The sequence below is a fragment of the Dongia sp. P2_B8 genome (assembly GCF_056404715.1).
Map to the genome: position 1 here is coordinate 930,191 of NZ_JBFUDM010000001.1, position 13,633 is coordinate 943,823.

A 13,633-nucleotide genomic window follows, 5' to 3' on the forward strand; every position below is an offset into this window, starting at 1 on the left:
CCGGATTTGCCGAGCCGAGCCACCCATGACCAGCGCGCCCACAAATAACGCCGGTGAAAAGTTCTTGCTGCCCGCAGGCCTTGGTGACGGTCTGCCGCCGGAAGCAGGATTCGAAGCCGTCATGGTCGAACGCCTGGTGGCAAGCTTCGCCCGCTGGGGCTATGAGCGGGTCAAGCCGCCGCTCATTGAATTCGAAGACTCGCTGCTGGCCGGGCCTGGCGAGGCGATGGCTGCCCACACCTTCCGCCTGATGGATCCGGTCTCGCAGCGCATGATGGGTCTCAGGGCCGACATGACGCCGCAGGTCGGCCGTATTGCCGCCAGTCGTCTTCAGAACACACCGCGTCCGTTGCGCCTTTCTTACGCTGGCCAGGTGCTGCGCCTGAAGGGCGAACAGATGCGCCCGGAACGCCAACTGGGCCAGGTCGGTGTGGAACTGATCGGTGCCGAGGGTGCCGCTGCAGATGCCGAAGTTGTCCTGCTGGCGGTCGAAGCCCTGACCAGCCTCGGTGTCCCCGGTCTCGCTGTTGATCTTAATGTACCGCGCCTGGCGCCGAGCATTCTGGGTGATTTGACCCCACAGCGCCGCGCCGACCTTATTGCCGCGCTCGACCGCAAGGATACGGCCAAGGTGGCTGAACTCGCCGGTGATCAGGCGCCGATGCTCCTCGGTCTGTTGCGCGCCGTGGGGCCGGTCGAGACCGCGCTGCCGGTTCTGGCCGCCTTGACCCTGCCCAGCCAGGGCGCTGAGGTGCGGGCCAATCTTGCAGCAACCGTGGCGTTGATTCGAAAAGCGGCCCCCGATCTTACTCTCACCATCGATGCTACCGATCATCGCGGTTTCGAATATCACAGTGGCATCGCCTTCACTTTTCTTGGTCGTGGCGTGCGCGGCGAGTTCGGCCGTGGTGGCCGATATGTCAACCATGCGGGCGAGGCGGCGACCGGCTTCTCGCTCTATCTCGACACGCTGCTTACCAGCTTGCCGATGCCGGCCGAGCCGAAGCGCGTCTTCATGCCGATGGACGCCGATGTCAAGGCAGCGCTGAAGCTGCGCGAAGAAGGCTGGGTCACGGTACAAGGTCTCCACGCTGCTGACGCCAAGACTGAAGCCAAGCGTCTGCGTTGCTCTCATTTTCTGCAGGATGGCCGCGCCGTGGCCACCGGCAACTGATCTCTAGAGGAATATCATGGCCAATGTAGCGGTAATCGGCTCGCAATGGGGCGACGAAGGCAAAGGCAAGATCGTCGACTGGCTCTCCGAGCGCGCTGACGTCGTCGTGCGCTTCCAGGGCGGCCACAATGCCGGCCACACACTGGTCATCGGCGGCGTCGTCTATAAGCTGTCGCTGCTGCCCTCGGGTATTGTGCGTCCTGGCAAGCTCTCGGTGATCGGCAATGGTGTCGTGGTCGATCCCTGGCACCTGGTGAAGGAAATCGACGGCCTGCGCGGTCAGGGCGTCGCCATTTCGCCGGACAATCTCGTCGTCGCGGAAAATGCCGCGCTCATCCTGCCGCTCCATAGCCAGCTCGACATGTTGCGCGAAGGTGCTGCCGAAGGTACCGCCAAGATCGGCACCACCGGCCGTGGCATCGGCCCGGCCTATGAAGACAAGGTGGCGCGCCGCGCCATTCGCGTCTGTGATCTCGCCGACAGCAAGGGCCTCGATGCCAAGGTCGAAATCCTCCTGCGCCATCACAATGCGCTGTTGAAGGGTATGGGCGCCCAGCCCGTCGATGGTGCAGAATTGCTGGCGAAGCTTCGCGCGATCGCCCCGCAGATCGCCCCCTTCGTGAAGCCCGTCTGGGAAATGCTCGACACTGCGCGCCGCCGCGGTGACCGCATCCTGTTTGAAGGTGCCCAGGGTGTCATGCTCGACGTTGACCATGGCACCTATCCCTACGTCACCTCGTCGAACACGGTGACGGGGCAGGCGGCGACTGGCTCTGGCCTCGGTCCCTCGGCTATCGGCTATGTGCTCGGCATCACCAAGGCCTATACAACGCGCGTCGGCTCTGGCCCGTTCCCGAGTGAACTCACTGACGAGATCGGGCAGCTGCTCGGCGAGCGCGGCCGTGAATTCGGCACCGTCACTGGACGCAAGCGTCGCTGCGGCTGGTTCGATGCCGCCCTCGTGCGCCGCGCCGCCAAGGTGGCCGGCATCAGCGGTATCGCCCTCACCAAGCTCGATGTCCTCGACGGCATGAAGGAACTGAAGATCTGCACCGGCTACGAAATTGACGGCAAGCCCTATCCCTATCTGCCGGCGGGATCCGATCTGCAGGCGCGCGCCAAGCCGGTCTATGAGACGCTGGAAGGCTGGTCTGAATCGACCCAGGGAGCCCGCTCCTGGGCGCAGTTGCCGGCGACAGCGATCAAATATGTCCGCCGTGTCGAAGAACTGATCGAAGTGCCAGTAGCCTTGCTCTCCACCAGCCCGGAGCGCGACGACACCATCCTGGTCACCGATCCCTTCGCGGATTGATCAGCGCGGTTTCGTCATCAGTGTTGCCGCCAGTGAGGCGATGGCGAGCCCGATGATCACCGCGCCATAGAGATAGGTGGCGACGGGCAGCCCCAGATGTGGTGCCGCAAGGCCGATCAGGATGACGGGCACGCTGAAGGCGAGATAGCTCTGCACATAAAAGGCGGCGAGCAGGCCGGCGCGCTGATGTAACTCGGCAAGCGGCATGATGCTGCGCGAGGCGCCGAAGAATCCGGCGCCGAGCCCCAGCCCGGCCAGGACCGTGCCCAATATCATGAGTGATGCCAGTTGCAGGTGGACACCCGTCAACGTCACTGCAACGCCCAAGGTAAGAGCGATCGCCGCCGTGATGACGATCCGCCGTGCCGGCCATTGCCGCACCACCAGCACGGAGACGGCACCGCTCAGCGTCAGTGCGGCGACGATGCTGCCGCCGAGCAGCGGTGAGGTAAGGCCAGTTGCGACCCGAAACAGCGACGGCATCAGCGAGAGATAGAATCCACCCAGCGCCCAGGATGCGACATTGACGGGTGTTGCCATCAGCAGCGGCCGCCTTGCTTGCGGTGGCACGGCCACATGTGGCCGCAAGGAGGCCCAGGCACCAGGCATCGGGCTCGACGTTTCGGGCATCTGCCAGACAAGGAGCGCAAGCGTGATGAAGAGCACCAGCAGGACGATATAGACCAGTTGCATCGGCGCCGGGCCGTACGCCACCAGACCGCTCGATCCCAGGGCACCTGCGGCCATGCCGAGGAAGGGTGTGATGCTGTTGATCAGCGGGCCCTTGTCGCGGTTGGTATCAAGGACGGTGGCACTCAGCGTGCTGGTGAGGGCGCCGGTGGCCAAGCCCTGCACCGCGCGTGCCGCGATCAGCCACGTCGCCGACTGCGCCTCGATAAACAAGATCATGCAGACGGCGCTCAGCAGCAGGGCGGCAGAAATGACGGGGCGCCGGCCGATGTAATCGGACAGCGATCCCACGGTGAGCAACGAAAGCAGCAAGGTGAATGCATAGACCGAAAAGATGATCGTCAGGATCAGCGGCGAGAGCGACCAGCTCTCCTGGTAGAGATGGTAGAGCGGCGTAGGTGCACTGGATCCGGCCAGGATGGCGGCAAGACTCAACCCCGCGAACAGGGCCATGGCGCGTTGCGAGCAGAGGCTGGGCTGGGTGGCCTTGGTGAGGTTGGTGCTGGACATGGCTCTCTGGATCCTGAAGCTAAGAAATGGCGTCAGCAGCTTGCTGTGGGCGTGCTCAAGTAACATGCCTTTTCGGCACGACCAGTTTTGAGACGAGAATCTGCAGGACCTCGCCCCGCTGATTGCGGGTCTCGCTGCGCATCGTCGCCATGCCGCGCTCGGGCCGCGAGCGGGATGGCTTGACCTCCAATATCTCGCTGGTCACCTGCAGCACGTCATCCGGCCGTGTCGCCTGCGGCCAGGAGATTTCGCCACCAGCACCGATCAATCCCCCAGCAATGCCGGGCTTGGTCGCTGCCAGCAATTTCATGGTGAGTGCCGCAGTATGCCAGCCGCTGGCAGCAAGGCCGCCGAAGAACGTCTTTTTGGCAGCCTCTTCGTCGAGATGAAAGGGCTGCGGATCGAACTGGCTGGCAAAGACCTTGATCTGCGCGACATCAAGGGCATGCGTCGGGCTCGTGAAGCGTTGCCCGACCGTGAGGTCTTCGAGATAGAGCAGTGTATCGTCGGTCATTGGGCCCCCGCATAGATATCGGCATGAAAGGTGGCGGCAAGTTTCTGCAGATCGGGCCCGAACACGCGCGACGCAGTGACGACGGGGAAGTCCGCCCGGATCGTCTCAAGCGTTGCCTGCAAGGCGGGGGGCGCCGTGCGATCGGTCATGTGGAAGGCCTGCGAGGCAACGGCCCCCAGCATGGCGAGGGCTGCTTCCAGACAAGTGCCCACCTGTTCCTGCGCCGACCAGGCGAGGCCGGTCATCGGCGCCACGTCGTTCTGGCCGAAGCCGCCGGCCTCGCTGCCGGGCAGGAAGGTGCGCTGTGCTGCGCGCCGCGCTTGCTCCGCATAACCGACCTGGACGAAACCGACGATGCCGATATAAGCATCTTCCGCCGCCTGCAACTGATCGGGCAGCAGCGAATAGCGCCCATCCAGGAGCTTGGTGTTCTGCCGTTCCGCGAGAATACAAAGATCGACGCAGGCCGCGGCGAGATTATCGAGTGCCGGATAGGCGCGCGCATTGTGATAGCCGCCATTGCTGTAGACGCGGCCCAGCGGATGCTGTGCATCCGCTGCCAGGAACACCGGATTGTCGGTCACCGATTGCAGCGAGGATTGCGCAATTTCCTCAGCTTGCGCCACGGCGCGCCGCAACTGGCCGAGGACACGCGGCAGGATGCGATAGGAAACCGGCGCCTGATATGGGCGGCGTTCTTTGGCACCACCTGCCAGCAATGAGCGGAGGCGCTGCAGCGCTGCAGCTTCGTAAGGATCGCCCCACAGATCCTCGAACGCCGCATCATAGGCTTCGAGCGGCGCCTTGATCGCCTCGGCCGACAGCGCAAACACGCGCTCGGCAAGATCCAGCCGCCGTCGCATGGCAATGGCGGCGTCGGCGATGAGGGCGCTCGCTGCCGGTGATCCGTTGATCAGCGACAGTGCGTCTTTCTCTCCCAGCGGGAATTTCTCGGCCAGGTCGATGATGAGCGGGGCCATCCACAGGATCTCGCCAGCCCCACCTTGTCCGGCGATGGAAACTTTCGGCAATTGGTCCCCGTCGAGGAGGCCGGCAACGGCTTCCGCGAGAGAGGGTGTCACCGCGGCATGGCCTTCGATGAAATTGGCGAGGCGCGACAGGACGATACCGCGCGCCACGCGTTCCGGCGCAGCCGGGCCGAAGGCAACCGCCGCACTGCGAGGTGGCCGCTGGGCGTGCTTGCGCCGCGCCTCGCCCTCATAGCGTTTGTTGGCATGCTGGCCATAGCCGCTGGTCACGCCATAGATCGTGACATTGGGATCGGTGTCGAGGAGGTGCATGAACGCCTGGCGTGCCTTGGTCATCTGGGCCATGGCACCCGACCCCAGGCGTACCGCCTGTTTCTCCCACGCCACGCGCCGGTAGGTATCCAGGGTGATATCGGCGCGCGCGTTCAATTCCAGCGACATTCCAAGACCCTCTTTGATGGGAACGATTTCTTTTAGGTCATTCCGCTAAAGAAATCAGCGCTGGATCGCGCTATCATTCCCCTCCAAAGACTAGGGAATTGGGCTATTCAGGAATATTACAGGAACGCGTGGAAACTTCCCGGCAGGATGGGTGTTGGGTGCGCGATTCTGCCCCGTCAAAGGATTTGCCGACCATGACCAGAACCCTGATATCAGCCTTGCTGGCTGCAACTCTGTCACTGCCGGCCCTGGCGCCTGCCTGGGCGGAGGGCGGGGTCAATCTTGGTGTCCTCGACTGCCAGGTCAGCGGCAGCGTCGGCTATCTTATCGGCTCCGACAAGGCCATGAGCTGCGTCTTCAAGCGCGCGGACGGCTCGTCCGAGAACTATCACGGCGAGATCAAGCGCTATGGTCTCGATATCGGCTTTACCCGTGATACCCGCATGTTCTGGGGCGTCGTGGCGCCGGGCAATATCGCGCGCGGCGCGCTGGCCGGCACCTATGGCGGTGCCGGGGCCGATGTGGCGGCGGGATTGGGTGTCGGTGCCAACGCCCTCTTCGGTGGCGGCAACAGCCAGATCGCGCTGCAGCCGGTGAGCGTCAGCGGCAGTGTCGGCGTCAACATCGCTGCCGGGGTCGCCAAGCTAACCCTGGCCCCCGGCAAGTAATCGGGCGTATCTGGGCAAGGTCGCCAAGCGGGCGCATGATTGCTTCTGGCTGAAAGTGCAGAAGAGGGGGCCATCATGGCCATGCCAATCAAGCCCGTATCGGTCTATTTCGCCACCAACCGTAATGTGATCGCCAGTGCGGTCCCGAACAATTTCGGCACCGATTTCAACACCGACGGCGCCCTGATGTTCGGCCGCGCGATCCTGCAGTCGGTCAAGGATGAGAGCGAGCTCGGCAATTCCAATCTCGCCATCGACGCGCTCGCCAGGGACGATTTCTCCAGCGCGCTGCAGGATGAGATCGTCGACACCGGCGCCGATCATCTCCTCATCTCCTTGCACGGTTTCGACTACCGCTTCCGTGAGGCCATCATGCGCGCTGGCTATCTCGGCGACTGGTATGGACGCGGCAAGCCCAAGCTGCGCAGCACTGTGATCGCTTTCAGTTGGCCATCGCTGGGCAGCCTCAGTCTCGACGCCTATCGCACAGACTACCACAATGCCGGTGCTTCCGGTGGCGCGTTCCGCCGCTTCCTCCTGGCGCTGCTGCCGCTCATCAAGACGTACCGTGCCAAATCCACCAAGCGCCGGGTCACCCTGATGGCGCACAGCATGGGCAATCACTTCCTTCATGCCGGGCTGCAGGCGGCGATCGGCACGGCGCCCGGCCAGTTGAGTGTCGCTGATTTCGTCGGCCTCATCGACTGCTCACTGCTGGTGGCCTCCGACGAGGATGCCGACGCGCTCTCAAGTGCCGGCGGCCTGCGCTGGCTCCCGGATTTGAGCGGCCATCTCACTCTCTACTACAACAACCAGGATCTGCCGCTCACCACCATCAGCCGCTCGGTGCATGGCGTGGGGCGCCTTGGCATCGACGGGCCGGCCGACAAGCCGAGCTTCCGCAACCGCAATATCAGCTTCGTCAATTGTTCGGCGGCGAACCCGGAACTCAAGAACCGCGCCCGCCTCGATCCGCAATGGCATCAATACTACCGCCTGGTCCCGGAGGTGCGCGATGATCTTTGCGCCGTCATGCTGGGCGCTGACACGGCGGCGCTGCCCAACCGCACCTACCGCCAGGCACAGAACTATTACCGGCTCGACCTCGCGAAATAAGGCCAAGTGAAATCGGGCCGGGTGAAATAGCCTGAAGCGCTTGCACCGTTGTCCGTCTCACGCCATCTTCTCCCGCCACCTCAGGGAGAGAGATCCATCGTGCAGGCCCTCATCATCGTCGCACATCCCGGCACCGCCAGCTTCAGCCAGGCCATGGCGGCTGCGGCAGGCGAGGCGCTGTTGGCCAAAGGCGCTGCCATCACGGTCCATGATCTTTATGCCGAGAGCTTCAACCCGATACAGCCGACAGGCGAGGCCGGCAACACCGGGTCTACGGACCCGTTGGTCGAACAGCATTGCGCCGATCTCGTCGCAGCCGATCTTATCCTCATCTTCCATCCCAATTGGTGGGGCCAGCCGCCGGCTATCCTCAAAGGCTGGATCGACCGCGTGCTGCGCCTCGATACCGCCTATGGCTATACACCTGGCACCGGCTATGAGGGCGTTCCCATCGGTCTGCTGAAGGCCCGCGCTGCCTTTGTCTTCAACACCTCCAACACGCCATCGGATCGCGAACGCGATGCTTTCGGCGACCCGCTCCAAGATATCTGGACTCGCTGCGTCTTTCCCCTCTGCGGCGTCCATGACGTCACCCGCCGCATGTACGGCCCGATGGCTGGCAGTTCCGCCGATCAGCGTGCCGCGTGGTTGGGGGAGGTGAGGGAATTGGTCGGCAGCAAACTTTAACCGCGGGTCTTTCTTTATGGCCACGGCCCACGAAAGAGGGACGTTTCGGCACGCCCTAACCCCTTATTAACCACTCCGGCATCAAAACTGCATTGATGATATCGACCCGCCGGGAATCCGTGTCCTGGGCGGCAGTTTTTGCCTGGATGGGGAGCTATTGGGCGTGGCTGTGTTGAGTGTCAAAGAAGCCGTCGAGATGGGCGATCGGTTTGAGATTCAGCCGAGTCAGCGCCTGCCGGCCTATGACAGCGGCATGGCCGAGGCCTATGTCGCGACCGATCGCGTCGATACCTCGCGCAAGGTCTATGCCCTTATCTCGCCGGGGCATCTGGCGATCCGGGGGCTTTCCATTGCACCCACCCGCAACCCTGCCGGCGCTTACCTCACGTGGCCATTGTCCGCGGCCATCGTCGACTGGCCGGTCGGCATCGATGGTGGCGATGTGCTGTGGGGCCGGCGCCCGGCCTTCATCTATTCGATCCCGGCCGGCGAGCGGCTGGTCGGCACCGATGGGCAGATTCCGCAAATGACAGAAGCCCAGCTGATCAAATCCTTCATCCAGCCGGCCATCCATCTGCTGCGCGATCTTATCCTGATCGGCTGTCCCCATCGCGCCATCCGCCCACAGAACATGTATTACCAAAGCGGCAAGGGCGGTGACATCATGTTCGGCGATTGCCTGGCTTCACCGCCCGGCACCGGCCAGCCGGCATCCTGTGAGACGGTGGACAACGCGGTTTCCGACCCCATCGGGCGCGGCATCGGCTCGGTTGCCGACGATCTCTACGCCATCGGCGCCACTGCGCTCATGCTGTTTCTCGGTCGGGATCCGGTCGCCCATCTCTCTGACGAGCAGATCATCAATGCCAAGATCAATCAGGGCTCGTTCTCGACGCTCGCTGGCGGCGAGAAGCTGGCGCCGGGTCTGGCCGAGATGTTTCGTGGCCTGTTGAGCGACAAGGTCTCCGACCGCTGGACCATCAAGCATCTCGAAGGCTGGATGACCGGTGCGCATTTCAGTCCCGTCCTGCCCAGCATCCCGCAGCGCTCAACTCGGCCGTTGAAATTCTGTGGTGGCGAGTATCTCAACCGACCGGCGCTCGCCCATGCCATGTCCCGGCATTGGAACGAAGCGATGGTGCTGATTGCCGGCGGGGATTTCGACAATTGGTTCAAGCGCGGCTTTGGCGACGAGAAAGCGGCCGACAAGATGGCGCGTGTCATCGGCCTTGCCAACGCCTACGGCCCGCAATCTGGCATCCGCGACCGTACCGTTTCGCGCTACATTATCATGATGGGTGGCAATCTGCCGCTTTGCTACAAGGACGTCCGCACCGGTCTCACGGGCATGGGCTCCATGCTGTCGCATTACTTCGAGCGGCCGGAAAAGGTGCAGCAGATTGCCGAGATGATGCATGCGCGCCTGCCCCATGCCTGGGTCGAGGAACAGCCGAACCTGCGGCCAGAGCAGATGCAGATGCGCCGCTCGCTGGAAATGATTGACAAGGTCATCGACCGGCCGGGCCCAGGATACGGTATCGAACGCGTCCTCTACGAGCTCGACCGCGGTACGCCCTGCAAATCGGCGCTGATCGCCGACTATTACGTGGTGGCGTCAGCTGACTTGCTGCCGGCGATCGATGCCGCCATTCCTGGTGCCCCGCACGGCACGTTGCCCATGGACCGGCACATCGCCGCTTTCATCGCCACCAGCATGAAGCGGTCGATGGATAGTGAACTGGTAGGCCTGGCCAATAAGGCCGACGAGATCGGCTATCGCACGGCGGTTCTCCGCCTCATCGCCATCGTGCAGCGTGTGCACCAGAATTACGATCTGCCACGCCTGGCGCAGGTGATCGTCGAGATGCTGGAGCCGGTCATTGCATCCTTCCACAATACCGCCATGCGCGATCATATCCGCGAGCAGATCGCCACCCATGCCAAGGGCTGTCGCTTCGACGAGATGCTGCTGCTGCTGGATGGCGATGGCCAGCTGCGCCGTGCCGACAGTGATGGTTTTGCCCGCGCCATGCAGGAATATGCCAATCTCGAACGCGGTCGTTCGTGGCTTGCCAATGGCGGCCTGACCGATACGGCGCGCGTGCGTGGCATTGCCCAGCGCGCTGCGGCCATCACCGCAACCTTGACCAGCAGTGCCTGCCTTGCCGCCTATGGCGTCATTGCGGCGCTATTTTAAGGAAAGGAGGACCCGAGATGAGCGATAACGCGAATGCCAATGCCGGCACCTCCTTGGGCTTCAAGCCCTGGATTCTGGTTGCGCCGATACTGGTTGTGGCGCTTTTCTTCCTGCCGACAAGCATCGTCATGACGGCCGCCATGCTGCCGACCATTGTTGCGCGGGTCGTCGATACCTCTTATGGCAAACGCCTCTCGATCACCGTCGGCGCCATGAATCTCGTGGGCTGTCTCTATTTCCTGAATCGTATCATGGCAATGGGTAACATGCTCAGCGACGTACCCATCGTATTGAGCAACAGCTTCGGCTGGCTGTGCGCCTTGCTTGGCGCCGGCATGGGTTGGGTCATCTTCGGTATGATGCCGGTCATCGTCGGCCAGCTGGCCCGTACTCAAACCGCGATCCGCACGCGCCGTGTCACCGGTGATCAGGAACGTCTGGTCAAGGAATGGGGCGAAGCCGTTCGCGGCGTCTACGGTGTGAAGGAAGTGGTGGCGGAAGAGAGCGAGACCTGATCGCTTCTGCCCTCTAGGCGCGATCTTGCGCCAGTACGACGCAATCTTCGGCCCGAAACTGCAGATGGACGCGATCACCCTTTTGAACGCGCGGTCCCTCACGGTTGGGCTCGATCGCGATGATGCGACCCTCCGGGCTCTCGATGATGTAGTGAAACTCGGCACCCATGTTCACGATGTCGACGACATCGCCCTGCAGCCGGTTGTCACCAGGACTATCCGCATTGGCTGGCGCGTGCGTGACGCGGATCCGTTCCGGCCGAACGCAGATGCTCCACCTTCCGTCACCCAGAGGGTTCGGGTTCTTGACGGCCAGCAACGCACCGGCAGCAGTGGCAAGGCGCGCGAAGCCATCATTCTCCACGGCCGTCATCGTGCCGTGAAACCAGTTGGTACGCCCGATGAACGAGGCCACGAAATTCGTCTGCGGCCGCATATAGATTTCGTCCGGCGTGCCCTGCTGCTCGATGCGGCCGCGGTTCATCACGATGATGCGGTCGGCAAGGCTCATGGCCTCGTCCTGGTCATGGGTGACGACGATCGTCGTCGAGCCGACGGATGTCAGGATCTGTTTCAGCTCAAGACCTAGTTCTTCACGCAACTTGGCATCGAGCGCTGACAAGGGCTCGTCGAGCAGGACCAGCTTGGGGCGCGTCGCTAGCACGCGGGCAAGTGCTACGCGCTGCTGCTGGCCGCCGCTCATCTGGCCGGGACGGCGGTCTTCAAAGCCTTGCAGCCGGACAAGCCGCAGCATTTCCTTCACCCGGTCGCCGATCTCGGCCCTCGGCCAGCGCCGATGCTTCAACCCATAGGCGACATTCTCCGCCACCGTCATATGCGGGAAGAGGGCGTAATGCTGGAACAGCAGGCCGACATTCCGTTCATAGGGCCGTTTGCCGATCATCGATTCACCGGCAATCTCGATGCTGCCTTCGTCCGGCTCCTCGAAGCCCGAGACCAGGCGCAAGGTTGTCGTCTTGCCACAACCGCTGGGGCCCAGCAGGGAAACCGTCTCGCCGGCTCCGACCGTAAAGCTGACGCGGTCGACGGCAGCGGTCGCACCAAACCGTTTGATGACATTGCTGAACGAGATAACCGTGTCGTTTGCTTTCTGCATGGGTTCCACTATGACCGAAAGACGCCCTGGCCGATGACCCGGTTGAGGCCAACGAACTTTTCAAGAATGACGATCAACCCCAGCGTGAGGAGCATCAGCATGACCGAGGCCGCCGCGATGGTGAGGTCGAAATTGGCACGCATGCTGCTGATCAACGCGACCGGCAGCGTATAGGTCTTGGCATCGGTCAGCATGATCGACACCGCCACATCGTCCATGGACACGGCGAAAGCGAAGATGGCGCCGCTCACGATGCTGGTGCGGGCGAGCGGGAAGGTGATGTCCCAGAACGCCCGACGCTCCGTGGCACCAAGGATGAGCGCTGCTTCGGTGAGCGACCGATCGATCCCCGCCAGGCCAGCCAGCGTCGCCCGGATCGTATAAGGCACCGTCATGATGATATGGCCGCAGAGCAGGCGCGCAAACCCGTTGATCAGCCCCAGATGCGACAGAAACAGCAGCAGGGCGAAGCCGGTGACGACCGGCGGCACCAGAAGAGGCGACAGGAAGAGCGACTTCAACATCTCTTTGCCGCGGAAGCCGACACGCTCGACCGCAAAGGCGGTTGCGACACCGACGCACAACGATATCGCGACGGAGAAGATTGCCAATTGCACGCTGGTACCCAGCCCGCGCAAAAAATAGTCGTCGGAAAAGAACTGCGTGAACCAGCGAAAGGACAAAGCTGGCGGTGGCAGCGGACCAAGATAGGGTCGGGCATCGAAGGCCATGATGATCGTGACGGCGATAGGCGTCAGCAGGAACAGGATGATGACGCCGATCAGCACCAGGCCGACCAGCCGCAATCCGTCGTCGATCAGCCGGCCGCTCATGTATTCCACCTTTTGGCGACCTGCTGCGAGAGCACATAGACGATGGCCAGGGCCACGAAGAAGAGGACCATGGAGATTGCTGCTCCGCTGGGATAGTCGGCGATTTCGCTGAAGCGGCTATAGATCAGGTTGGAGATGAACAGGACGCGGCCCTTGCCGAGAATCATCGGGATGACGAAGGCGCTGATGGAAAAGGTGAAGGCGAAGAGGAAGGCTGCCAGCAGGCCGCGCATGCACAGCGGTATCGTGATTCCCAAATGTGCCCGCCAGGCCGGTGCACCCAGCGCTTGTGCCGCCTCCAGGAAGCGCGGGTCGACATTCTGGATCGTCCCCAGCAAGGTCAGTGTCGCCATGGGGACGATGTAATGCAGCAGGCCGCCGCCGACCAGAAACTCGATATAGGTACGGCCGTTGGGCGAGATGCCGAGTGCCAGCAAGGCTGGCCGCAAGGGCCCGACGGCACCGAAGGTGAGTTCCAGCGCATAGGTGCGCACCAGCACGCTGAGGAACATGAGGGTGATGAAGAAACCTATCGCGAGCGCCTGCCAGCGCGTTGGCAGGATGCGCGTCATCCAATAGGCAAGCGGGAAGGCGAACAGCAGACCCGCCAGGGACGCAAGCAGGCTGATGCGCAGCGTCTCGAAGAAGAAGCTGGCAAAAGACGGTGTCAGCAATTCGGCGTAATTGTTCAGCGTGAAAGGTGCATTGGCTGACGAGCCGATGCTGCCCGGTATGTAAAGCCGGAAGCTTTCGATGAACAGGCCAGCCATGGGCAGGAAGAAGAACGCCAGGAAGACGATTCCAGCAGGCAGCAGCAGGGGAAGGGCGCCGCGGTCCGGCTTCATGGACCGCGGCCTTCCAACCCAGATG

Annotated in this window: 13 protein-coding genes; 7 read left to right on the forward strand and 6 right to left on the reverse strand. The window is 62.7% G+C overall.

What is annotated here, in order from left to right; genetic code table 11:
- The first annotated feature begins 25 nt into the window (after positions 1-25).
- Positions 26-1,174, forward strand: coding sequence for an ATP phosphoribosyltransferase regulatory subunit (locus tag AC1DWZ_RS04310; protein ID WP_477167625.1), 1,149 nt, complete (start codon positions 26-28; stop codon positions 1,172-1,174).
- 16 nt (positions 1,175-1,190) lie between these two features.
- The gene (locus AC1DWZ_RS04315) at positions 1,191-2,486 is read left to right on the forward strand and encodes an adenylosuccinate synthase (RefSeq protein WP_477167626.1); all 1,296 of its coding nucleotides are present in this window, start codon (positions 1,191-1,193) and stop codon (positions 2,484-2,486) included.
- Here the strand turns inward: AC1DWZ_RS04315 and AC1DWZ_RS04320 are convergent, their stop codons facing one another.
- From AC1DWZ_RS04320 to AC1DWZ_RS04330, 3 genes are read right to left on the reverse strand one after another with little or no spacing between them, the layout of a single operon-like run.
- Positions 2,487-3,686, reverse strand: coding sequence for an MFS transporter (locus tag AC1DWZ_RS04320; protein WP_477167627.1), 1,200 nt, complete (start codon positions 3,684-3,686; stop codon positions 2,487-2,489).
- Positions 3,687-3,741: 55 nt separating this feature from the next.
- Positions 3,742-4,200, reverse strand: coding sequence for a MaoC family dehydratase (locus AC1DWZ_RS04325; RefSeq protein WP_477167628.1), 459 nt, complete (start codon positions 4,198-4,200; stop codon positions 3,742-3,744).
- Positions 4,197-5,630, reverse strand: coding sequence for an aromatic amino acid lyase (locus tag AC1DWZ_RS04330; RefSeq protein ID WP_477167629.1), 1,434 nt, complete (start codon positions 5,628-5,630; stop codon positions 4,197-4,199). Before AC1DWZ_RS04330 ends, AC1DWZ_RS04325 begins: the two co-directional genes overlap by 4 nt.
- A 194-nt stretch (positions 5,631-5,824) precedes the next feature.
- Between AC1DWZ_RS04330 and AC1DWZ_RS04335 the strand changes: the two genes are divergently transcribed.
- The 5 genes from AC1DWZ_RS04335 (at position 5,825) to AC1DWZ_RS04355 (ending at position 10,813) form a co-directional block, all read left to right on the forward strand.
- Complete coding sequence (locus AC1DWZ_RS04335; protein ID WP_477167630.1) at positions 5,825-6,298, forward strand: DUF992 domain-containing protein; 474 nt, start codon at positions 5,825-5,827, stop codon at positions 6,296-6,298.
- A 75-nt stretch (positions 6,299-6,373) separates the two neighbouring features.
- Positions 6,374-7,414, forward strand: a complete 1,041-nt coding sequence (locus AC1DWZ_RS04340) for an alpha/beta hydrolase (RefSeq protein ID WP_477167631.1) — start codon at positions 6,374-6,376, stop codon at positions 7,412-7,414.
- A 99-nt stretch (positions 7,415-7,513) separates the two neighbouring features.
- Complete coding sequence (locus tag AC1DWZ_RS04345; protein WP_477167632.1) at positions 7,514-8,101, forward strand: NAD(P)H-dependent oxidoreductase; 588 nt, start codon at positions 7,514-7,516, stop codon at positions 8,099-8,101.
- 163 nt (positions 8,102-8,264) lie between these two features.
- Positions 8,265-10,298 carry a protein kinase family protein gene (locus AC1DWZ_RS04350; RefSeq protein WP_477167633.1) on the forward strand — a complete coding sequence of 678 codons (2,034 nt, stop codon included), beginning with the start codon at positions 8,265-8,267 and terminating at the stop codon, positions 10,296-10,298.
- Positions 10,299-10,315: 17 nt separating this feature from the next.
- Positions 10,316-10,813 carry a hypothetical protein gene (locus AC1DWZ_RS04355; RefSeq protein ID WP_477167634.1) on the forward strand — a complete coding sequence of 166 codons (498 nt, stop codon included), beginning with the start codon at positions 10,316-10,318 and terminating at the stop codon, positions 10,811-10,813.
- A 13-nt stretch (positions 10,814-10,826) separates the two neighbouring features.
- Here the strand turns inward: AC1DWZ_RS04355 and AC1DWZ_RS04360 are convergent, their stop codons facing one another.
- The 3 genes from AC1DWZ_RS04360 to AC1DWZ_RS04370 are packed head-to-tail and all read right to left on the reverse strand — an operon-like array spanning position 10,827 to position 13,608.
- On the reverse strand, positions 10,827-11,930 hold the full coding sequence (locus AC1DWZ_RS04360) for an ABC transporter ATP-binding protein (RefSeq protein WP_477167635.1): 1,104 nt from the start codon (positions 11,928-11,930) through the stop codon (positions 10,827-10,829).
- Positions 11,931-11,938: 8 nt separating this feature from the next.
- On the reverse strand, positions 11,939-12,763 hold the full coding sequence (locus AC1DWZ_RS04365; RefSeq protein ID WP_477167636.1) for an ABC transporter permease: 825 nt from the start codon (positions 12,761-12,763) through the stop codon (positions 11,939-11,941).
- Positions 12,760-13,608, reverse strand: a complete 849-nt coding sequence (locus AC1DWZ_RS04370) for an ABC transporter permease (RefSeq protein ID WP_477167637.1) — start codon at positions 13,606-13,608, stop codon at positions 12,760-12,762. Before AC1DWZ_RS04370 ends, AC1DWZ_RS04365 begins: the two co-directional genes overlap by 4 nt.
- Positions 13,609-13,633 lie beyond the last annotated feature (25 nt).

Excerpts from the sequence above, each read along its gene's own strand:
- AC1DWZ_RS04310 (WP_477167625.1), top strand. The coding sequence starts at position 26 with ATGACCAGCGCGCCCACAAATAACGCCGGTGAAAAGTTCTTGCTGCCC.
- AC1DWZ_RS04315 (WP_477167626.1), top strand. The coding sequence starts at position 1,191 with ATGGCCAATGTAGCGGTAATCGGCTCGCAATGGGGCGACGAAGGCAAA.
- AC1DWZ_RS04320 (WP_477167627.1), bottom strand. The coding sequence starts at position 3,686 with ATGTCCAGCACCAACCTCACCAAGGCCACCCAGCCCAGCCTCTGCTCG.
- AC1DWZ_RS04325 (WP_477167628.1), bottom strand. The coding sequence starts at position 4,200 with ATGACCGACGATACACTGCTCTATCTCGAAGACCTCACGGTCGGGCAA.
- AC1DWZ_RS04330 (WP_477167629.1), bottom strand. The coding sequence starts at position 5,630 with ATGTCGCTGGAATTGAACGCGCGCGCCGATATCACCCTGGATACCTAC.
- AC1DWZ_RS04335 (WP_477167630.1), top strand. The coding sequence starts at position 5,825 with ATGACCAGAACCCTGATATCAGCCTTGCTGGCTGCAACTCTGTCACTG.
- AC1DWZ_RS04340 (WP_477167631.1), top strand. The coding sequence starts at position 6,374 with ATGGCCATGCCAATCAAGCCCGTATCGGTCTATTTCGCCACCAACCGT.
- AC1DWZ_RS04355 (WP_477167634.1), top strand. The coding sequence starts at position 10,316 with ATGAGCGATAACGCGAATGCCAATGCCGGCACCTCCTTGGGCTTCAAG.
- AC1DWZ_RS04360 (WP_477167635.1), bottom strand. The coding sequence starts at position 11,930 with ATGCAGAAAGCAAACGACACGGTTATCTCGTTCAGCAATGTCATCAAA.
- AC1DWZ_RS04365 (WP_477167636.1), bottom strand. The coding sequence starts at position 12,763 with ATGAGCGGCCGGCTGATCGACGACGGATTGCGGCTGGTCGGCCTGGTG.
- AC1DWZ_RS04370 (WP_477167637.1), bottom strand. The coding sequence starts at position 13,608 with ATGAAGCCGGACCGCGGCGCCCTTCCCCTGCTGCTGCCTGCTGGAATC.